Genomic DNA, 19,121 nt, shown 5'->3' with positions numbered 1-19,121 from the left:
ACTGCTCGAAGAATTTCTTTCGCGCCTCGGCAATATGCGCGGCCCTCTCAGCCTCTTCTGAGGATAGCCGCGCAGTTGGCGGCGCGAAGCGTCCGCTCTTGTGAATGCGTTTCTCAGCATGCGCCCTCGGGGACCCGCCGGCTGACGGATCGGCGCCGGTCGATGCCTGGCCGTTTTGCGCGAAACTTGCCGAACCAAGCATAGAGAAGGAAAGGGCGACCAGGAAACCCATGCGAAATCGCGCCACGCGAACCACCCTGCATATTTTCGAGGCAGACACGGAAGACGAGGAATCTGGCGTCTTGATGGCGTATGCGTGCGTCGAGGCGATGGCGCGGAAATACGCGGCGACCTTAGCGCTTTCCAGTTGCGTCATTTCTATCGTCGGCACCTAGCGAGGGTCGGGAAACGAAACGCGCCAATCTCGTAGCGACAAAGCCAAGCTGATTTCGGCGAGCTCGCTTATGAACTTCAGAAGAATGCGCCAGAAGCTGCTTGGTCGCAGGGCGACGAAGCAAACTTGATCAGCGTGTTCAAGCGGTTTGCTCGACCAGTCGGCCGAGTTCGCGGCTGACAAGGTCGTAGTAGACGCCTTGGCTGCGCATCAGCATTTCCGGCGTTCCATCCTCAACGAGCTTGCCACCTTGCAGCACAAGAATGCGATCGAAGTTGCGTAGTGTCGAGAGGCGATGAGCAATCGTGATCACGGTGCGACCCATCATGAGATTCTCCAGCGCGTCCCGGATCGCCTCTTCGGATTCGCTGTCCAAAGCCGAGGTTGCTTCGTCGAGAATCAGCAAAGGCGCGTTTTTCAGAAAGGCGCGGGCTATGGCGATCCGTTGGCGCTGACCGCCCGATAGCTTCACGCCGCGGTCTCCGACGATCGTATCGAGGCCTCGCGGCAGGTTATCGATAAAAGGCTTGCATCGCGCCGCCGTCGCGGCGTCCCAGACCTCTTCGTCGCTCGCATCCGGGCGACCATAGCGGATGTTTTCCAGCAGTGTGCGATTGAGGAGAGCTGTGTCCTGCGGCACGACAGCGATCGCATTGCGCAGGCTTGCCTCGGTTGCACGTACAATGTCGTGTCCATCGATAAGAATGCGGCCATTCTGGACTTGATAAAAGCGCTGCACCAGCGCAACGAGAGTCGACTTGCCGCCACCGGAGCGGCCGACAAGGCCGACCCGCTCCCCTGGCTTGATGTCTGCGCTGAAGCTGGCGAAAACCCGCTTCCCATCGGGATAGCCGAATGAGATCTTCTCAAAGGTGACGCGAGCGCCATTGGGAACGAGAGCCGACGCCTCGGGATGATCCTCCAGTTCGTGTGGCGAAAGGAGTGTCGAGAGCGCCTCCGCCAAGCGCGCCATATGTTGCGTGACATCGACAAGAGCGACCGCAAGATCGCGCGTGGCGCTGAGCACCGATAGGCCGAGCGTGCAGACCAACACAACGTCCCCGGCTGTCGCGCGCTTCTCGCGCCACAGCGCGATCGCCCATGCGAGAAGCGCCAGGGTCATAACGACAACGACAAGCGCATGTGTGAGGCGCAGCTTCTCCAGATAAAGGAGACTGCGCCGGCGCGCCGTCATCTCCTTGGCGACCGTCGTGTCGAAGCGGGAATGCTCGCGGGCGATTCCGCCGAACGCTCTCACGAGCGCCATATTGCCGATCACATCGACCATTTCTCCATCGACGATCGCCGCTTTGCTCGCAAAATCGTGATGTAGGGGCCGCCCTCCCGCCGCGAAACGAAACATCGCCATCATCACAATGGCGGCGACGACAATCAGGGCCGCGGCCATTTTGACGCTAACCATGGTGAGGAACGCGATTGCGCCTATTGTCGCGACGCAGGGCGGCAAGACATTCCACACGAACATATTTTCAATCTGGAACACCGCATTCGACGTCGCGGTGATGCGGCTGGTGAGCATGCCCGGCAAACGGTCCGCGAAATAGCCTGGCGCATGACCGGTGAGATGGCGGAAAAGCTCAGACCTCAGATCGCCGGTCACCTTGACGAAGGAGTGACTGGCAACCCAGCTTGCGACGCGCCAAAGCAAATTATCAGCGGCGACGAACGAGACGAGGATCGTGAAGGCGAGCCAGGGGCCCCCGCCTTGTCCGGGGCCTTGAGACAATGCGTCGACCAAGCGTTTGACGCCGTATTGCGTGCTGACAGAACAGGTCACGGCGCCGAGCACGGCTAGAAGAATGACCGCGTGAGCCAGCGGGCGCCGCCCGACGTAACGCGCGAAAAACCGCAGCGGCTGATCCCGATAACGGCAAATATCTTCCGTCGTTGGCAAATCTGCCCTCCGATGGGATGTTGAGCGGGATTGTCACCTGAAGTCCTGCGTGAACATTCAAACGGCATTTGGTCACGGCCTATTTGCCGCAACATGGCCAAGATTGCCGTTGCAATATGGCGTCGGTTGGGCGGCTTCGATCGATATCCACGCTACCGGGTTTGGAGACACGGTCCGAGCTTAACAGCGAATGAGGAGATTCGTTTCATGAGGATCGCGCAAATCGCCCCCCTGACCGAAGCTGTGCCGCCAACGCTTTACGGCGGAACCGAGCGAGTCATTTCCTGGCTGACCGAAGAACTCGTCGCGCTCGGACAAGACGTTACGCTCTTCGCAAGCGGAGATTCAAATACCACCGCCAAACTGGAGCCGATCTGGCCGCGCGCCTTGCGACTCGACGGCACTGTACGTGATGCCAACGCGCTGCACATGATGATGATCGAGCAGGTCTATCGGCGTTCACATGAATTTGATCTTATGCATTTTCATCTCGACTACTTTCCTTTTTCGCTGATGTCGCGGCAGCCAACGCCCCTCATTACGACTCTTCATGGGCGCCTCGATCTACCCGAACATCACCCGGTATTCGCAACATTTTCATCCATTCCCATCGTTTCAATCTCGAATGCGCAGCGCCGCCCGATCCCGAAGGCGAACTGGGTCGCGACAGTGCCCCATGGATTGCCGGTCGATTTGCTGCAGCCGCAGCCGATACAGCCCTCTTATCTCGCCTTTCTCGGACGGATATCTCCTGAAAAACGCGTGGATCTGGCAATCCGCATCGCGCGGCGCTGCGGGATGCCGTTGAAGATCGCAGCCAAGGTCGATCGCGCTGACGAGGATTATTTCGATGAGATGATCCGCCCGCTACTTTCCACGCCTGGCGTAGAGTTCATCGGAGAGATCGGCGATGAACAAAAGTCGGAGTTCCTGAGCGGCGCAATCGCCCTGCTGGTGCCGATCGATTGGCCCGAACCATTCGGGCTCGTCATGATTGAAGCCATGGCCTGCGGCGCTCCGGTCGTGGCCTTCAATCGTGGATCCGTTTCCGAAATCGTCGAAGACGGCGTCACGGGCTTTGTGGTGGAGGACGAAACGAGCGCGGCAGGCGCCGTACGCGAAGTCGCGGCGCTATCTCGAAGCGCGATCCGTCGACGATTCGAAGAGCGGTTTACGGCCCGCCGCATGGCCGAAGACTACATTCATCTCTATCGCAAACTGATTGACGGAAAGCGCGCTCGACCGCGTCTCGCGACAGTTTAGAGCCTCCGGGCGCGTTAGGCCTCCAGCCTCGGCTTCGTCTCCGGCATTGCCAAAGCTACCGCGACGAAACCGACGGCCGCAAGCGCCGTCAGCATATTGAAGGCGGCATGACTGCCGAAATTATCGCTGATATAGCCGGTCAGGGTCGTGCTTATCGCTGCGCCGATGCCCATCGCGCAGCCGACGGCGCCTTGCGCCAAGTTGAAATGCCCGCGTTCTCGGGTGAGATCAACAATTGTGAGCGGTACGAGGACGCCGAGCGCCGCGGCCGATACGCCATCGAGAACCTGAATGATGACGAGAAAATGCGGTTCGCTTGTTACGGCGAATAGAAAGCCGCGAATGCAAAGCGCGCCAAAGCCGAACAGTAGAAACGGCCTTCGACCCCAGCAGTGCGCCATTCGGCCGACCCATGGTGAAAGCAGCGTCACGGTAAATTGGGGGACCACCATCGCCGCGGCGACCATGATCGTCGCAATTTCGCTTGACCGGAGCGTCAGCATGCTCGCCGCTAGCGGCAGCATAGCCGCATTGGCGAGATGAAAAAGGGCGACGCAGAGTGCAAAGACGACAAGCGGCCGGCTGTGGGCGATCTCGCTGAGGCCGACTGCAAGCGCCTTGGGATTCGTCGGCGCCCCGCGGGCCGCGTCGGACGCCGGTCCGATCTCATTGGCCCGGATGCGGGACAGCGCAATAATGGCTGGCAAAACCAACGCGCCGGCGAGAAAAAATACAGCGCGGTTCGACAAATAATAACCACAAGCGCCCATAATCGCCGCAGCAATCCCCGTGCCCGCCGAAGCGAAGGCGGCGTTGCGTCCGAGCCGCTCGCTCACGCCGCTTTCTCCGGTAAGGCCGAGACTGATCGAGACCAGCGCAAGCCCGAGCATGCAACTTGCCGCTGCGTGAATCACGCGCGAGGCCAGCACCACCGGAAAGATCGGCCAAGCCGCGAAGGCGAACGCGCTAGCACCGATCGTGACAAGCGCGACAACAGCCACAGCGCGCAGCGAACGGGCGGCATCCACTAGCGCCCCAAATGGAACCTGGCCGATCAGACTGACAAGACCGCTGACGGTAAGGACAAGCCCGATGTCGACCTGCGTCCATTTCTGGGTTGTCAGAAAAACGGCGACGAAGGGGCCAAATCCGGTTTGGATGTCGGCGACAAAGAAAACGAACCAGTCCAGGCCCCGGCGGCTCCGCGCGGAGACCGGCGCGGCGCGGTCCTTGTTAGAGTTTCGCTGCAGCGAGACGTCATCAGGCTGGTCGGCCTGAACGATCGGCGGGGCCGCTCTCGACTGCATGGCGCCAGGCCCGTCACGGCTTGGGCGCAGGCGAGCCCGTGTCCGGCCGCGTGGTCGGAGCCACGGGGGACGAACCCGGTGCGTCTGAGGAAGGAGCCGGCGGCGGGGCCGCGTTCGCCCTGCCCATGATGACGGCGGGTTCACCGTCCTTGAACACCGGCGCCTTTCGCAACCGATCCCGCGGCAGATCCGCGATAAGCTTGTCCATGCCGCCGTCTTGCGGAAAGTGCAGCACATGCCAATCGACCGCGATTTTTCGCGTGCCGACGCCAAGGAAGCCGCCGAAATCAATGATGGCGGCCCGCACCGTGCCAGTGCGGTCGACGATGACGTCGACAATGCGGCCCAAATCTTCGCCTTTCGCGCTCTGCACCGGCTTGCCGAGAAGCGTTTCAGCCGCATTCCCGTCAGCGACGACGGCTGGCGTTTCGGTTGCGGGGGGCGGCTTGGCCGCCTCGGGCGCTGTCGCAGCCGGCGGGGAGTCGCTCGCCGGCGCCTGAGCTAACACGCGATGTGGAAAAGCCAAGGGGAAGGCGACCAGACAAAGGGCTATACAGGCGCGCGACATCCTTGCGGGCATCGGGACAAAAGCTCCTTTCCTGATCGAGACGATTAGCGTCGCACCGCTTCGTGTCCATGATGAGGCGGCGCCGCCTCATCATTCCAATTGCGCGTTCCTTTTAATATGAGCCTTGCGAACGATGGCTTGATCGGCGCGTTCGGCGCGTAAGCGCTCATTGTCAATTGTTCCCTTTTGTTAGGCGCAGATGGGCGCGGCCCCTGAATTTCAACCGGGCCGGCGCCCAAAATCATAGTAACTTCTTCGTAAACGGCGCAATTGTAGACTTGGCGCAGATCGCCGAGAGAATCCGCCATGAATTTCGCCGAGGGCGCCGCCCCGACATTATTTCGAGCCGCCAGGGCGACAAGGCTCGTGCGGACGTTTTCCATTCTGGGCGCGATGCTCCTGCTGCTGCCGGCGGCGGCGGCGCTAGCGGCTTCGCACGCCAAGACAAAGGTCGCCTCCCACGTCAAAACGACCGCCGCCGATCATTCCTTTCAGCTCTTCATCGAGAGCGTTTGGCCCGAGGCGCGGGCGCATGGGGTTTCGCGGAAAACCTTCGATCTTGCGTTCCGCGGCGTGACCTATGACGCCAAAGTGGTCGCCAACACCAACGCGCAGGCTGAATTCGTCAAGCCGATATGGGAATATCTCGCCTCCGCCGTCTCGACCAATCGCATCGAGCGGGCTGAGGCGGCAGCGCAACAATACCAATCCTGGCTGTCGAAAGCGCAGCATAAATTCGGCGTCGACGCATCCGTTGTGACCGGCATCTGGGGAATGGAGACGGATTTTGGCGCTTTCGCAGGCTCGGACTATGTGATCCGCGCGCTGGCGAGCCTCGCCTACGTCCATTATCGCGGCGATTATTTCAAGGACGAACTCATCGCCGCGCTGCAGATTCTGGAGGAGGGCGACATTACGCCGGCGCGGATGAAAGGCTCCTGGGCCGGGGCGATGGGACAGACCCAGTTCATGCCTTCGAGTTTTCGTGAATATGCCGTCGATTTCGACGGCGCCGGCCGGCGCGACATTTGGACCAGCGCCCCTGACGCGATTGGTTCGACCGCCAATTATCTGGCCAAACACGGCTGGATCCTCGGCCAGCCCTGGGGCTTTGAAGTGATCCTGCCGGAAGGCTTCGACCTCAAGGACGCCGATTCCTCCCATTACGCCTCGTTCAGCGCTTTTGCCGAGCGCGGCGTCAAACGCGCCGACGGCAAGGCGATGCCGCAATCGGGCGAGGCGGAGCTTCTGATCACAGCGGGGCTGAAAGGGCCTATATTTCTGGTGACGCCTAATTTTAAAGTGATAAAAAGCTATAATAATTCAACATCCTACGCTTTAGGCGTCGCCTTGCTCGGCGATCGCGCGATGGGCGGCGGCCCCCTCCAAGCCGCCTGGCCTATCCACGATCCGCAGCTCAGCGCCGCCCAAATGCGCGAAATGCAGACTCGACTGAAGAAAATGGGCTATGATGTGGGCGAACTGGACGGGAAGATTGGCGAATCCGGCCGGGCGGCCCTGCGCGCCTACCAGGAAAAGACAGGGTTGATCCCCGACGGCTATCCGACGCTTGTTCTCTTGTCGAAAATGCGTAAATAGCACTGACCTTCTCCATCAATTCATGATTGAGATCAATGTGATAGCCAAAGCCATCGCCGCCGCGCTGAAGCAAATCCGCATCCCCGGCCCCTGCAAAATCGTCGCCGTCGCGCTCTTCCTCTATGCGACGGGCGGCCCTGCGGTCTTTGCCGGAAGCCAGAGCCCGGTGGACTTCTTCGTTCAGCAGCAGCAGCAGCAATCCGATCAAGCCGCCCAGAAACCCAAGGTTGTTCAATCGCGCCCCGCCCACAAATCGGTGCGTGATTTCGTGCCCTCCGAAGCAACGCGAGCGCCGGGCTCGATTGGCGGAACGCCGATCGAGCCGACGTTTTTCATCAATGTGCTGGGCGACAGCCTGGCGGTCTATGCCGCCGACGGATTGAGCCAGGCCTTCGCCGACAGGCCCGAAATTGCGGTTGTCGGACGCGCGCATGAATCCTCCGGCCTTGTCCGCGACGATTTTTACGACTGGTTAAAGGTCGGGCATGACCTGGCCGCCGCCAAGGACAAGCTTGATTTTGTCGTCATTATCCTCGGGATCAACGATGTTCAGGCCCTCAAAGACGGCGCTGGCGCGCTCGATCCGCTGAGCGATAAATGGCGCGAACTCTATGGGCAGCGCATCGAACGTCTGGTTGCGCCATTCAAACTCGCTCATGTTCCGGTCATCTGGGTTGGCTTGCCGCCAATGCGCAGCGAATTGTTCAACGCGCAGGTCATCAAGCTCAACGAATTGTATAAAGAGCGAGCCGAAAAGACGGGCGCCCAATACATCGACATTTGGGACGCATTTGCCGACGAAAGCGGCGCATATAACGCCTACGGCCCGGACATAAATGGTCAGAACGCAAAACTGCGGGCGACCGATGGAATACACTTTACAAAGGCCGGCGCTCGCAAGCTGGCGCAATTCCTCGAAACCGACATCCGGCGGGCGGTTGACGCGGCCAGGCCACAGAGCGACATCGCCAACCTGCCTCCCGACATCGAGCAGGCCGCCATCGACATTAACGCGCAGATCCGCCGCGAAATGGGCGTCGCCTCCCCCGCCGGCGCGCCAACATCGCCTGAGCCCGAAAGACCGCTGGCAGGTCCGATTCTACCGCTGACGGCAAGGCCATTGTCGCCCGGCGGCGTGCTGATTACCCGTCAATCCGCGGCGCGGGAAGGCGGCCCGCTCGAACGGATACTGGCGCAAGGCGCTCCGATCGAACCCAAATTGGGCCGCGCGGATAATTTTGTCTGGCCTCGCCTTTGACGCCCCTGTGATCATCGCGCCCGCAATTTGAATTGCATCGCTCGCACAACTTGAAACGCCATCATGCGTTCTTGTTCGACCGCTAATGACGTGCTAGGCGACCAGCCAGAATATCGTCGCCATCGTCGCTGAAGGGGCCGGAAAAGCGCTTTCTGTTCTTTCGGGGCCATTCACGCGCCAATGTTCGAATTTTGATGCAATTTGTGGCGCAAACCGGCAGCGCTTTCGTTTGGAAAACGCTTACGGGCGGGGAGAGAATCGGATGGTCGACCAAAACGGCAATGGCGCGGCTCCAGCAGCCAATAATACGCCCAGATTGACGGTGCTGGTTCAGTATTCCAAGGACTTTTCCTTCGAAAACCCGAATGCGCCGCGCACGCTCGGCCCGCAGCAGCAAAGCCCGAACATTTCAGTCCAGATCAACGTCAACGCTCGCCAGCTTGCACCGACCGATTATGAGGTCAATCTGGTGATGGAAGGCGGCGCGGGCGAGGGCGAAAATACACTGTTCAAGTTCGAACTCAATTATGCCGGCGTTTTTCGCATCGAGAACATCCCGGCCGAGCAGGTCCAGCCCGCCATTATGATCGAGGGCCCAAGGCTTCTCTTCCCGTTTGCCCGGCAGATCATCGCCGACGCGGTGCGCAATGGCGGCTATCCGCCGCTCTATATCGACCCGATTGATTTCCAAGCGTTATTCGTGCAGCGCGTCGCCGCAGCGACGGCTCAATCCGGAGCCGCCTGACTTAACGCTTAGTTAAGCGTATGGCTTAAGTTGAGAGCTATCCGGCTGCGGCGAGCGTCCGGCGCTTTCAACGTCCCGCTGCCATATAGCGGCGCCAAAGCGCGCCTTCGCCAAGTCTAGCGATATGGTCGGCATGCGCCACGCTCTCTCCATTCGTCAGGAGGGAGGCAAGCGGCGCCGATCTGGACTTTCGCTCCACTACCGGCGCTACTCCCGACCGATTGGCGCGCTCGTTGCCGGAAAAGACCAGAGAACGCTGGCGACCGCCAAGCAGCTCGCCATAAACCTCCACCAGGATTTCGGCGTCGAGCAGCGCGCCATGCTTTATCCGTCGCGATCGATCGATGCGATAGCGATCGCAAAGCGCGTCGAGGCTATTGGGAGCGCCAGGGTGCTTTCGCCTTGCCAAGGCGAGCGTGTCGATGACGCGACTGTTCGAAATCGGATCGCGGCCGGTCTTGACCAGTTCCGCGTTGATGAAGCGCATGTCGAATTCGGCATTGTGGATGACCAGTCGATCTTCGCCAATGAAAGCAAGAAATTCGGTCACGACTTGCGCGAAAACTGGCTTATCGGCCAGAAACGTCGTTGAATGACCATGGACGCGATAGGCCTCGTCCGGCACATCGCGCTCGGGATTGATGAGGACATGATAGGTGGCGCCGGTCGGGATCTGATTGACGATTTCCAGACAGCCGATCTCTACGAGCCTGTGTCCCTCCGCCGGGCTGAGGCCGGTTGTTTCGGTGTCGAGAATGATTTCACGCATCTGGATTCGCTCTCTTGCCGATCATGCTTGAAGCGCAGCGCAAGAACCCCCGCAACTGAGCGCGGGTCGCATCCATCGCGCCACTCGTGTCGATAACCACATGGGCTCTGCGCCGCTTTTCCCGATCCGGCATCTGCCTCGCGATGATCTTGGCAAATCGCTCCAAAGTCATGCCTTCTCTGGCCAGCGCCCGGGCCTTTTGCACAATTTCCGACGCGCTGACGACAATAATAATATCGACCGACTTTTCGCTTCCCGATTCGAACAGCAACGGAACGTCGGCGACGACAAGGCGCACGCCCCGCGCGGCGGCGCGCGATAGAAACTCTTCTCGCGCCTTCGCAACCATCGGATGAACGATGCCTTCGAGCCGCGCGAGCGCGGCGCCATCGCCCATCACGCGTTGCGCCAGGCGATCGCGATCGATGGCGCCCTGCACGAGAACGCCTGGAAACGCCATCTCGACCGCCTGTGCGCCAGAGCCGCCATAAAGAGCATGGACCGCAGCGTCGGAATCGAACACCGGAGCGCCCTCCGCCGCAAGCATCGCGGAGGCAGTGGATTTGCCCATAGCGATTGAGCCGGTCAGTCCAACGACAATCACTTTTTCCCCTCGCCCGACCGACGAATGTCCTCTTCGATCAGCGCCCGCAATTCCTGCGTGACAATGGGGCGAACGCCAAACCAGCGCTCGAAACCGGGCGCCGCCTGATGCAGCAACATTCCCAATCCCTCAACCACGCACAAGTCGCGCAATCTCGCCGCAGCCAGGAGCGGCGTCTCCAACGGAATATAAACGATATCGGCCACGATCGCGCGTGCATTGAGCGGCGCGAGATCGATTTCCAGGGCGGGTTGGTCAACCATGCCCAGCGAACTCGTATTGACGAGCAGATCGGCGTTCGCCAGCAGCCGCGGCAAGGCGCTCCAAGGCGCCGCTCTTGTCGCGCCGCCAAATTGCAGGGCGAGGCGGTCCGCGCGGTCGAATGTGCGATTGACGATGATGATCCGCTCGACGCCAGATGAAATCAATCCTCGCATGATCGCGCGCGCCGCGCCGCCCGCTCCAAGCACGATTGCGCAGTGGACGCGCTCTCTCCATCGAGGCGCTTGCTCGTCAAGATTGGCGAGAAATCCTGCGACGTCGGTATTGTCCCCACACAGCTTGCCGTTATCGCGCCAGAGGGTGTTGACCGCGCCCAGATCGGCCGCGTGCGCGGTGACCCAATCGCAGGCGGCGAAGGCCGCCTCCTTATGCGGTATTGTCACGTTGGCGCCGATAAGGCCGCCCTTGCCGATTCCTTCTACGAAGGCGGCGAATTCCAGCGGAGGCGCCGCGACTCTGTCGTAAGACCCGTCAATCCCCAGGCTTTTCAACCAATAGGAGTGGATAAGCGGCGAGCGCGAATGCGCAATCGGCCAGCCGACGACGCAGGCTCGAGGCCAGACATGCCGGCTCATGTCGCGAGAAACCTTTGCGATCGGAGCCACTTCATCAGCGCCATCAACGGCAGGCCCAAAATGGTCGCGTGGTCGCCTTCAATCGTCTCAAACAAATGAATGCCGATTCCCTCGATTTGATAGGCGCCGACGCTCGACAGAACGGCCGGGCCCGCCGCGGCGAGATAGAGCCGAATGAAACTTTCGTCGAGAGCGCGCATCGTCAATCTGGCGTTCTGCGTCGTCTCAAAAAGCACCGCGCCGTCGCGCGCGACGCAAACGGCGGCGATGAGAGTGTGGGTCCGGCCGGCGAGCTTTTTGAGGCTTTGCTCGGCCGCTTCCATGTTATTCGGCTTATGAAAAAGCTTATCTTCGAGTAGCAGCGTTTGGTCCGCGCCAAAACACAAAACCTGCGGGCGCCGCACGCTGACATCCAGCGCTTTCGCCCGCGCGAGCTGTGGCGCAAGCTCCGATGGAGCGGCGCCGCCTTCTAGAAACGCCTGCTCCAGCCGTCGCTCGTCAATTTCAGCGGCCTCGACTTCGACCTCGATGCCAGCGTTTTCGAGCAGGAGCCGCCGGGTCGCGCTTTTTGAGGCGAGCACGGGTTTAGCCGGACCTATCCATAAGGACGCCTTGGCGGACAAAAAAGACCCTCTGCGATGCGTTCTCGATGCTTGACTGACGTCGATCAGGGCGCATCAAGCCTGAGCGATGAATTTCAACCGATGCTCTTTATAGAGATCGATAATGGCCGCAGCCGTCTCCTCGATCGAGCGCCGGGTCACATCGATGGTCGGCCACCCCTTCTCTGCAAACAGGCGCCGAGACTGGGCGACCTCCTCGGCGACTGCGACGCGATCGACATAGGGCGTCTGATAATCGGCCTTCAGCGCGAGCAGACGGTTTTGGCGAATCTGCACAATCCGCTCGGGCGAAGCCAGAAGACCGACGACGAGCGGATGGCGCACATCTTCGAGCGCAGTCGGGGTCGCGACATTAGGAACAAGCGGAATATTGGCGGTCTTCAAGCCTCGATTGGCGAGATAAATGCTCGTGGGCGTCTTTGAGGTGCGGCTAACGCCAAGCAGCAAGATATCGGCCTGTTCGAGATTTTCGGGCAACTGGCCGTCATCATGCAGCATAGTGAAATTGAGCGCATCGATTCGCTTGAAATAATCCGCGTTCAGCATGTGCTGCGCACCCGCGCGCGGCGTCGAAGTCGTACCGAGATAGGACTGGAACAGGGTAAGAATCGGGTTGAGCACAGACAGGCATGGCGAACCGGACGCTTCGCAGCTCACCTCCAGACGTCGCGACAGTTCGGCATCGACCAGGGTGAAGAGCACGATGCCTGGTGCGTTTTCGATTTCGGCGATAACGCGATCCAGTTGCGAATGCGTGCGTATCAGCGGATAGACGTGTTCGATAGACGCCACGCCCTGATATTGGGCGGCAGCCGCGCGTGAGGCCGCAATTAGCGTTTCGCCCGTCGCGTCGGAAACGAGATGGAGATGGAAATAACTGCGCCCCAATTTGTCACCCTCCGCAGTCGCCAATCCAACCCGAAGCGCTTCTTATAACGGCGGGATGACGCTGTGGACAGGCGTGGACAAATATCGGGGAATCAGAGCGCCGGGATTGGCTCAGGCAAATGCCGTTTCGGCATCCACAATGATGCGCCTGGGGACGAAGAAACGCCTACGGCGGTGAAGATCGGGAACTATGGGGACAGTGCCGCGACATTTCACAACCGATTCGCCGTCTTAGCGACTGAAAAACTTAACAAATGATTAATCAATCCACAGCGCCGCGGGCGCGAGCCGAGCCAAAAAATCTATGAACGATTTGTTAACAGGATGGGGATCGACGCGCTTGGGCCCTATCGAGCCCCAAAGAAGGAGAAAAAAAGAATCCCTCTTTATAAATTGATTGAAAGAGAGCAACGGCTTTGATGTGTGGCCAAGCGCGCGGCATTTGAGAAAAACGGCTAACTCTCCTATCGTCTATCAGTCCTCCACTGAGACACACGGATCAGCACGTGATGATTGAGCTATGGATTAAGGCCTTGCACATTATGGCGGTGATTTCGTGGATGGCGGGAATGTTCTATCTACCGCGCTTGTTCGTCTATCACGTCGATGCGACGCCAGGATCGACGCAATCCGAGACCTTCAAGATCATGGAGCGGCGGCTCCTGAAAATCATCATCAACCCCGCAATGGTCGTTGTCTGGTTAAGCGGCCTCTGGATGGCCTACGCCGGTGGGTTTTTTCAGGCGCCGTGGCTGCACGCCAAACTGGCGCTGGTGCTTGGCATGTCTGCGCTGCACGGCTATTTCGCCGGTCTTGTGAAGACTTTCGCGGCCGACAGGAATGTTCGATCGACGCGCTTCTACCGCCTTCTCAATGAAGCGCCGCCTGTATTGATGGCGATCATCGTTGTGCTGGTGGTGGTCAAACCATTCTGAATGGATGACGAACGCGCGCCTCATGGCTGGCGACGCGGGCCTCCTTTCAACGATAAATACATGAAATAGCTAGTTTTTATACTGCCGTACGCTCCTAAAATGAGAATTGCTTCGCTGTATCGACTTCGCCGTTGAAAGATTCAGCGAAGCGCTCTATAGAGAGGCTTCCCACCCCAGCAGGCGTTCCTGTGACCAGCGGACGATGTGTTCCGCCCGATTTGTGCAAGGTCCAGCGAACCAGCGGCTTATAGAATTAAAGCTTCCGCCAATCCTGCGTTTTCATTCGTTTGCCGAAGCGCCTTGCGCGACTGCCTTTCAAGGACCCCCCAATGCGGGAAATTAAACTCAAAGACCTCAAACAAAAGTCGCCGACCGAACTTCTCGCTTTTGCGGAAGAAAACGAGGTCGAAAACGCCTCGATTATGCGCAAACAGGAGCTGATGTTTGCGATTCTCAAACAACTCGCCAGCATGGATGTCGAGATTATCGGCGAGGGCGTCGTTGAGATATTGCAGGACGGCTTCGCGTTCTTGCGATCGGCGGATGCGAATTATCTGCCCGGACCCGACGATATCTATGTATCGCCTTCGCAGATTCGGCGCCTAAGCTTGCGCACCGGCGACACGGTGGAAGGCGTCATTCGCAGCCCAAAGGAGGGTGAGCGCTATTTTGCGTTGCTTAAGGTCAATCTGATCAATTTCGAGGATCCAGAAAAGGCGCGCCATAAGGTTCACTTTGACAATCTCACGCCGCTCTATCCCGATGAGCGGTTAAAGCTCGAAATCGACGATCCGACGCGCAAAGACCTATCAGCTCGTGTGATCGATATTGTCTCGCCGATTGGGAAAGGCCAGCGTGCTCTGATTGTTGCGCCGCCGCGCACAGGCAAGACGGTTCTGCTCCAGAATATCGCGCAATCGGTCACCGCCAACCATCCGGAATGCTATTTGATCGTTTTATTGATCGACGAGCGTCCCGAGGAAGTCACCGACATGCAGCGCTCAGTGAAGGGCGAGGTTGTTTCCTCAACCTTCGACGAGCCGGCGGTGCGCCACGTTCAGGTTGCCGAAATGGTCATCGAGAAGGCCAAGCGTCTTGTCGAGCACGGCCGTGATGTCGTTATCCTGCTCGATTCCATCACTCGCCTCGGCCGCGCCTATAATACGGTGGTGCCCTCGTCCGGCAAGGTGCTGACGGGCGGCGTTGACGCCAATGCTCTGCAGCGGCCCAAGCGCTTTTTCGGCGCTGCGCGCAATATCGAGGAAGGCGGTTCGCTGACCATTATCGCCACCGCGTTGATCGATACCGGATCGCGCATGGACGAAGTGATTTTCGAGGAGTTCAAAGGCACCGGCAATTCGGAAATCATCCTCGACCGCAAGGTCGCCGACAAGCGCACGTTCCCGTCCATGGACATTACGCGGTCTGGAACGCGTAAAGAAGAACTGCTTGTGCCCGCCGACATACTCAAGAAAATGTATGTGCTGCGCCGCATTCTCAACCCGATGGGCACTGTCGATGCGATCGAATTCCTCATCGGGAAGCTGCGTGAGACCAAGTCCAACGCCGGTTTCTTCGAATCCATGAACACCTGAGAGCGGGATAAGTAGCCAGCGCGGCGCGGCGTCTGTATGAAGAGCCGCTCACGTTGGAGCGCCCTGGAAGCTGAAAGCCGTGCCCAAGTCAGCCGCAATCGAGACGCTTGCCGATCTTCGCGTCGATATCGACAGGATCGACGCGTCGATGCACGAGTTGCTGATGGAGCGCGGCCGGATCATTGACCGGTTGATCGCGATCAAGGCGCGTCAGGGCGGCGGTTCGGCTTTCAGGCCGGCGCGCGAGGCGTCAATGATGCGCGCTTTGGCCGAGCGTCACCGCGGCCTGCTGCCGCTCGACACGGTCGAGGGCATCTGGCGCATCATCATTTCGACCTTCACCTATGTTCAATCGAACTATTCGGTCCATGTCGACATGTCGCGCGGCGACGCGCCGATGCGCGATTCTGCTCGCTTTCACTTCGGTTTCACGGTCCCCTGCGTTCCCCATCACAGCGCCGGCGGCGTGATCGACGCGGTGGCGCGCGGATCGGGGGATCTCGGCATGTTCGCGCTCGACGGCGGAGCCGGCGCCGGGGCATGGTGGACGCGACTATGTCCCGCTTCCGCCCCGAAGATTATCGCCCGCCTGCCCCTGGTTGAACGTCCCGATCATCCCGCGGGAATGCCGGTTTTCGTTATCGCCAAACCTTTGGCCGAGGGCGCGGCGCGCGATGTCGTCATCGATTGCGTGTCCCTCGACCGGTGGCGCGGCGATTACCCCGACGTTTTGGGCGCTTTGGGCGCGGAGATCATCGGCAACGCGGCCGATGGCATGGGCCTGTCGCTGTTGATCGCACGTCCCGGCGCGCTGGACGCCGGCGCCATTGCGAGCGCCTTGCGCAAGGCCGGCGCCAGAGATCTTAAGGTCACGGAAGTCGGCGCCCATGCCGCGCGCTTCGATTCGTCCGTTTCTCCGTAAATCAAACCGCACATTGGAGTGACGCCAATCATGTCCGGGCAAATGCTGTCGCGACCCGTCCCACGCGCCGATGTCATGGCGATCGACGCCTATGTGCCGGGCAAGAGCGGCGCATCGGGCGTCGCCAAAGTCCATAAGCTTTCGTCGAATGAGACGCCGCTCGGACCCTCGCCCCTGGCGATAGAAGCGTTTCGCTCGGTCGCCGATCATTTGGCTCTTTATCCCGACGGGTCGGCTTCGCGCTTGCGCGAGGCGATCGCCCGCCGCTACGGGCTGGATGCGGCGCAGATCATTTGCGGCAATGGTTCGGACGATATTCTGGCCTTGCTCGCCCATGCCTATTTGCAGCCGGGCGACGAGGGTCTCTACACCCAGCACGGCTTTCTCGAATATCCGATTGTCATCCGATCGGCCGGGGCTGCGCCCGTCGCCGCGGCGGAGACTGATCTGACGGCCGACGTTGACCAGCTTTTGAGCAAGGTGACATCGAAAACGAAGGTCGTTTTCCTCGCCAATCCGAACAATCCGACCGGGACCTATTTGTCGTTCGCCGAGGTCAAAAGGCTGCATGCGGGCTTGCCGCCCTATGTGCTGCTCGTCCTCGACGCCGCCTATGCGGAATATGTCACGCGCAATGATTACGCTTCGGGCATTGAGCTGGTTGCGACGAGTGAGAACGTCGTGATGACGCGCACATTTTCTAAAATCTACGGTCTTGCCAATCTTCGCATCGGCTGGGCCTACGGGCCGGCTCATGTCATCGACGCTGTGAATCGGATTCGCGGCCCGTTCAACGTCAATGGTGCGGCGATCGAGGCGGGAATCGCCGCGCTGGCTGATGCCGCGCATACCCAAAAGGCGGTTGCGCATAACGACCATTGGCTGCCTTGGCTAACGAAGTGGATCGCCGCGTTAGGCATCGAAGTGACGCCTAGCGTCGGCAATTTTCTCCTACTGCGGTTTCCCGACGGCGCTCGCACCGCCAAAGCGGCCGACGCCTATCTGACCGCGCGCGGGTTTGTGCTGCGCGCGGTCGTCGCTTATGGATTGCCCGATTGTCTGCGCATGACCATTGGAACGGCGGAGGCGAATGAAGGCGTCGTGGCGGCGCTGACGACATTCATGAAGGGCGACGAGCGTGGCGCCTGATATTTCTGGGGCCTCGCCTGGCGTTCCAATCATCGATCGTCTCGCGATCATTGGACTGGGGTTGATCGGTTCGTCGATCGCGCGCGCCGCGCGGCGGAACAAGGTCGCGACGACGATCGTCGCGGGCGACGCCGACCCCGCCGTTCGCGCGCGGGTCGAGGAATTGGCGCTCGCAGACGAAGTCGCGCCGACGCTCGCGCAAGCGGCGGAGGGCGCCGATCTCGTGATCCTTTGCGTGCCGGTTGGCGCCGATGCCGCCGTCGCCCAGGAGATCGGGCTGCATCTGAAGCGGGGCGCCATTGTTTCTGACGTCGGCTCCGTCAAATCAGCGGTGATTGCCGCAATAGCGCCGCATCTTCCGCCGGGCGTCAGTCTGGTCCCGGCGCATCCTGTCGCCGGAACGGAGCAGTCGGGGCCGGACGCAGGTTTTGACAGCCTGTTCTTGCATCGCTGGTGTATTTTGACGCCGCCTGAGGACGCCGACACAGGGGCGATCGCCCTGGTTCAGGCTTTTTGGGAAGCGTTAGGGTCGAATGTCGAAATCATGACGCCGGCCCATCATGACCTGGTGCTGGCGATCACCAGCCATGTGCCGCATCTCATCGCTTACAACATTGTTGGCACAGTCGCCGAGCTTGAAGAGGCGACGCGATCGGAAGTTCTGAAATTCTCGGCCGGCGGTTTTCGCGACTTCACGCGCATCGCCGCTTCTGATCCGACCATGTGGCGCGACGTCTTCCTGCATAACAAAGACGCGGTGCTGGAAATGCTTGGGCGGTTTAACGAGGATCTGACGGCGCTACAGCGCATGATCCGTCGCGGCGACGGCGAGGGCCTGTTCGATCTTTTCACGCGCACGCGGGCGATCCGGCGCGGGATTGTCGCGCAGGGCCAGGAGACCGCCGCGCCGGACTTTGGACGTCGAGCAGCTGAAACGCCCGCCAAGCCATGACGGCGAGGTTGGAAGCGCCCGGGTCGCCGCCGCGGCTCGGAGGCTCGCAAATGGGGGAACCGGGCGATCTTTGGGTTTTCGGCTATGGGTCGTTGATGTGGCGACCCGGATTCGAATATCTGGAGCGGCAAGTTGCCTTGGTGCATGGCTGGCGGCGTAGCCTGTGCGTCTATTCCCATGTCTATCGCGGCACGCCGGAACGGCCTGGGCTGGTGCTGGGGCTGGATCGTGGCGGCGCCTGTCACGGCGTGGCCTTTCGCGTCGCCGCGTCGCTGCGGGAGCCGACGATAGAATATCTGCGTGAGCGGGAACTGGTGACGGCGGTTTATATCGAACGAAACATTCTCGCGCATCTGGCCGATGGGACCAAAACGAAGGCGATTACCTATGTAGCCGACCGGAACCACCCTCAATACGCCGGCCGCCTCGAACGCGAACTGCTTTTGAGCCTTGTCATGCAGGGCGCAGGACGGTCGGGCCCCAATGCCGACTATGTGCTCAATACAGAGGCCCATCTGCGGGAAAATGGGGTCCGTGATCCTGTTCTCGAATGGCTGGCGGCTCAGCTTCGGCGCGCCTGAGAGAGATCGATTATCACAGCTTCGCGCCCGGCGCGCGAAGTCGCCAGCAAGTGAATGTGAAACTCTATTTCGCGCTTCGTTGCGATTGCTTTTACCGCTTGCGCAAGGGCTGTGTCAGGAAAGCAGCCGGTATCGCCGACGAACATGATTTGTCGCTCGCCATTGGCTTCGATCGCCGCAATCATCATCAGGGCATG

19 protein-coding genes are annotated in these 19,121 nt (G+C 60.1%); 10 read left to right on the top strand and 9 right to left on the bottom strand.

Features of this window, described 5'->3' with window-relative positions; genetic code table 11:
* Positions 1-533 precede the first annotated feature (533 nt).
* A complete protein-coding gene (locus tag GSQ90_RS16625; protein WP_246731636.1) occupies positions 534-2,309 on the bottom strand; it encodes an ABC transporter ATP-binding protein in 1,776 nt (591 codons plus the stop codon).
* Between the two features lie 207 nt (positions 2,310-2,516).
* Between GSQ90_RS16625 and GSQ90_RS16620 the strand changes: the two genes are divergently transcribed.
* Positions 2,517-3,572 (top strand): glycosyltransferase family 4 protein, encoded by a 1,056-nt coding sequence (locus GSQ90_RS16620; protein ID WP_158816021.1) that lies wholly within the window; start codon positions 2,517-2,519, stop codon positions 3,570-3,572.
* A 14-nt stretch (positions 3,573-3,586) separates the two neighbouring features.
* On the opposite strand, the gene GSQ90_RS16615 is transcribed toward GSQ90_RS16620, so the two are convergent.
* Positions 3,587-4,879, bottom strand: a complete 1,293-nt coding sequence (locus GSQ90_RS16615) for an MFS transporter (protein WP_158815972.1) — start codon at positions 4,877-4,879, stop codon at positions 3,587-3,589.
* A gap of 13 nt (positions 4,880-4,892) precedes the next feature.
* A complete protein-coding gene (locus GSQ90_RS32710; RefSeq protein WP_256366612.1) occupies positions 4,893-5,447 on the bottom strand; it encodes a PRC-barrel domain-containing protein in 555 nt (184 codons plus the stop codon).
* A 306-nt stretch (positions 5,448-5,753) separates the two neighbouring features.
* On the opposite strand from GSQ90_RS32710, the gene GSQ90_RS16605 reads away from it, so the two are divergent.
* From GSQ90_RS16605 to secB, 3 genes are all read left to right on the top strand, one after another.
* Entirely contained in the window at positions 5,754-7,046 is a 1,293-nt protein-coding gene (locus GSQ90_RS16605; RefSeq protein ID WP_246731635.1) for a lytic murein transglycosylase, read from the top strand.
* A gap of 37 nt (positions 7,047-7,083) precedes the next feature.
* Positions 7,084-8,304: an SGNH family hydrolase gene (locus tag GSQ90_RS16600; protein WP_158815970.1), complete on the top strand. Its 1,221-nt coding sequence runs from the start codon at positions 7,084-7,086 to the stop codon at positions 8,302-8,304.
* Positions 8,305-8,566: 262 nt separating this feature from the next.
* Entirely contained in the window at positions 8,567-9,049 is a 483-nt protein-coding gene (gene secB / locus GSQ90_RS16595) for a protein-export chaperone SecB (RefSeq protein ID WP_158815969.1), read from the top strand.
* Positions 9,050-9,116: 67 nt separating this feature from the next.
* Here the strand turns inward: secB and dnaQ are convergent, their stop codons facing one another.
* The 5 genes from dnaQ to GSQ90_RS16570 all read right to left on the bottom strand — a co-directional run bounded on the left by dnaQ (position 9,117) and on the right by GSQ90_RS16570 (position 12,790).
* Positions 9,117-9,818, bottom strand: a complete 702-nt coding sequence (dnaQ, locus tag GSQ90_RS16590; protein ID WP_158815968.1) for a DNA polymerase III subunit epsilon — start codon at positions 9,816-9,818, stop codon at positions 9,117-9,119.
* Positions 9,811-10,422 (bottom strand): dephospho-CoA kinase, encoded by a 612-nt coding sequence (coaE, locus tag GSQ90_RS16585; protein WP_158815967.1) that lies wholly within the window; start codon positions 10,420-10,422, stop codon positions 9,811-9,813. Before coaE ends, dnaQ begins: the two co-directional genes overlap by 8 nt.
* Entirely contained in the window at positions 10,419-11,309 is an 891-nt protein-coding gene (locus tag GSQ90_RS16580; protein ID WP_371418391.1) for a shikimate dehydrogenase, read from the bottom strand. The genes coaE and GSQ90_RS16580 overlap by 4 nt, the downstream gene beginning before the upstream one ends.
* Positions 11,276-11,860 carry a Maf family protein gene (locus GSQ90_RS16575; RefSeq protein WP_246731634.1) on the bottom strand — a complete coding sequence of 195 codons (585 nt, stop codon included), beginning with the start codon at positions 11,858-11,860 and terminating at the stop codon, positions 11,276-11,278. Before GSQ90_RS16575 ends, GSQ90_RS16580 begins: the two co-directional genes overlap by 34 nt.
* Positions 11,861-11,956: 96 nt before the next feature.
* The gene (locus GSQ90_RS16570; RefSeq protein WP_158815965.1) at positions 11,957-12,790 is read right to left on the bottom strand and encodes a pyruvate, water dikinase regulatory protein; all 834 of its coding nucleotides are present in this window, start codon (positions 12,788-12,790) and stop codon (positions 11,957-11,959) included.
* Positions 12,791-13,299: 509 nt separating this feature from the next.
* Between GSQ90_RS16570 and hemJ the strand changes: the two genes are divergently transcribed.
* The 6 genes from hemJ to GSQ90_RS16540 all read left to right on the top strand — a co-directional run bounded on the left by hemJ (position 13,300) and on the right by GSQ90_RS16540 (position 18,924).
* Entirely contained in the window at positions 13,300-13,725 is a 426-nt protein-coding gene (gene hemJ, locus GSQ90_RS16565) for a protoporphyrinogen oxidase HemJ (RefSeq protein ID WP_158815964.1), read from the top strand.
* Positions 13,726-14,054: 329 nt separating this feature from the next.
* Positions 14,055-15,320, top strand: a complete 1,266-nt coding sequence (gene rho, locus GSQ90_RS16560) for a transcription termination factor Rho (protein ID WP_158815963.1) — start codon at positions 14,055-14,057, stop codon at positions 15,318-15,320.
* A 79-nt stretch (positions 15,321-15,399) separates the two neighbouring features.
* Complete coding sequence (locus tag GSQ90_RS16555; RefSeq protein WP_158815962.1) at positions 15,400-16,242, top strand: chorismate mutase; 843 nt, start codon at positions 15,400-15,402, stop codon at positions 16,240-16,242.
* Positions 16,243-16,272: 30 nt separating this feature from the next.
* Positions 16,273-17,391 (top strand): histidinol-phosphate transaminase, encoded by a 1,119-nt coding sequence (hisC, locus tag GSQ90_RS16550; RefSeq protein ID WP_246731633.1) that lies wholly within the window; start codon positions 16,273-16,275, stop codon positions 17,389-17,391.
* Positions 17,381-18,343 carry a prephenate/arogenate dehydrogenase family protein gene (locus tag GSQ90_RS16545; RefSeq protein ID WP_246731632.1) on the top strand — a complete coding sequence of 321 codons (963 nt, stop codon included), beginning with the start codon at positions 17,381-17,383 and terminating at the stop codon, positions 18,341-18,343. The genes hisC and GSQ90_RS16545 overlap by 11 nt, the downstream gene beginning before the upstream one ends.
* Before the next feature lie 50 nt (positions 18,344-18,393).
* On the top strand, positions 18,394-18,924 hold the full coding sequence (locus GSQ90_RS16540) for a gamma-glutamylcyclotransferase (RefSeq protein WP_158815961.1): 531 nt from the start codon (positions 18,394-18,396) through the stop codon (positions 18,922-18,924).
* Here the strand turns inward: GSQ90_RS16540 and GSQ90_RS16535 are convergent.
* A partial coding sequence (locus tag GSQ90_RS16535) for a hypothetical protein (protein WP_210254914.1) occupies positions 18,906-19,121 on the bottom strand: 216 nt, incomplete at its 5' end. The genes GSQ90_RS16540 and GSQ90_RS16535 overlap by 19 nt on opposite strands.

This window comes from Methylocapsa sp. S129 (genome assembly GCF_009765995.1).
Taxonomy (GTDB): domain Bacteria; phylum Pseudomonadota; class Alphaproteobacteria; order Rhizobiales; family Beijerinckiaceae; genus Roseiarcus.
This window is presented reverse-complemented; position numbering and strand designations above follow the sequence as displayed.

Excerpts from the sequence above, each read along its gene's own strand:
- GSQ90_RS16620 (WP_158816021.1), top strand. The coding sequence starts at position 2,517 with ATGAGGATCGCGCAAATCGCCCCCCTGACCGAAGCTGTGCCGCCAACG.
- GSQ90_RS16615 (WP_158815972.1), bottom strand. The coding sequence starts at position 4,879 with ATGCAGTCGAGAGCGGCCCCGCCGATCGTTCAGGCCGACCAGCCTGAT.
- GSQ90_RS32710 (WP_256366612.1), bottom strand. The coding sequence starts at position 5,447 with ATGTCGCGCGCCTGTATAGCCCTTTGTCTGGTCGCCTTCCCCTTGGCT.
- GSQ90_RS16605 (WP_246731635.1), top strand. The coding sequence starts at position 5,754 with ATGAATTTCGCCGAGGGCGCCGCCCCGACATTATTTCGAGCCGCCAGG.
- secB (WP_158815969.1), top strand. The coding sequence starts at position 8,567 with ATGGTCGACCAAAACGGCAATGGCGCGGCTCCAGCAGCCAATAATACG.
- dnaQ (WP_158815968.1), bottom strand. The coding sequence starts at position 9,818 with ATGCGTGAAATCATTCTCGACACCGAAACAACCGGCCTCAGCCCGGCG.
- hemJ (WP_158815964.1), top strand. The coding sequence starts at position 13,300 with ATGATTGAGCTATGGATTAAGGCCTTGCACATTATGGCGGTGATTTCG.
- rho (WP_158815963.1), top strand. The coding sequence starts at position 14,055 with ATGCGGGAAATTAAACTCAAAGACCTCAAACAAAAGTCGCCGACCGAA.
- hisC (WP_246731633.1), top strand. The coding sequence starts at position 16,273 with ATGTCCGGGCAAATGCTGTCGCGACCCGTCCCACGCGCCGATGTCATG.
- GSQ90_RS16540 (WP_158815961.1), top strand. The coding sequence starts at position 18,394 with ATGGGGGAACCGGGCGATCTTTGGGTTTTCGGCTATGGGTCGTTGATG.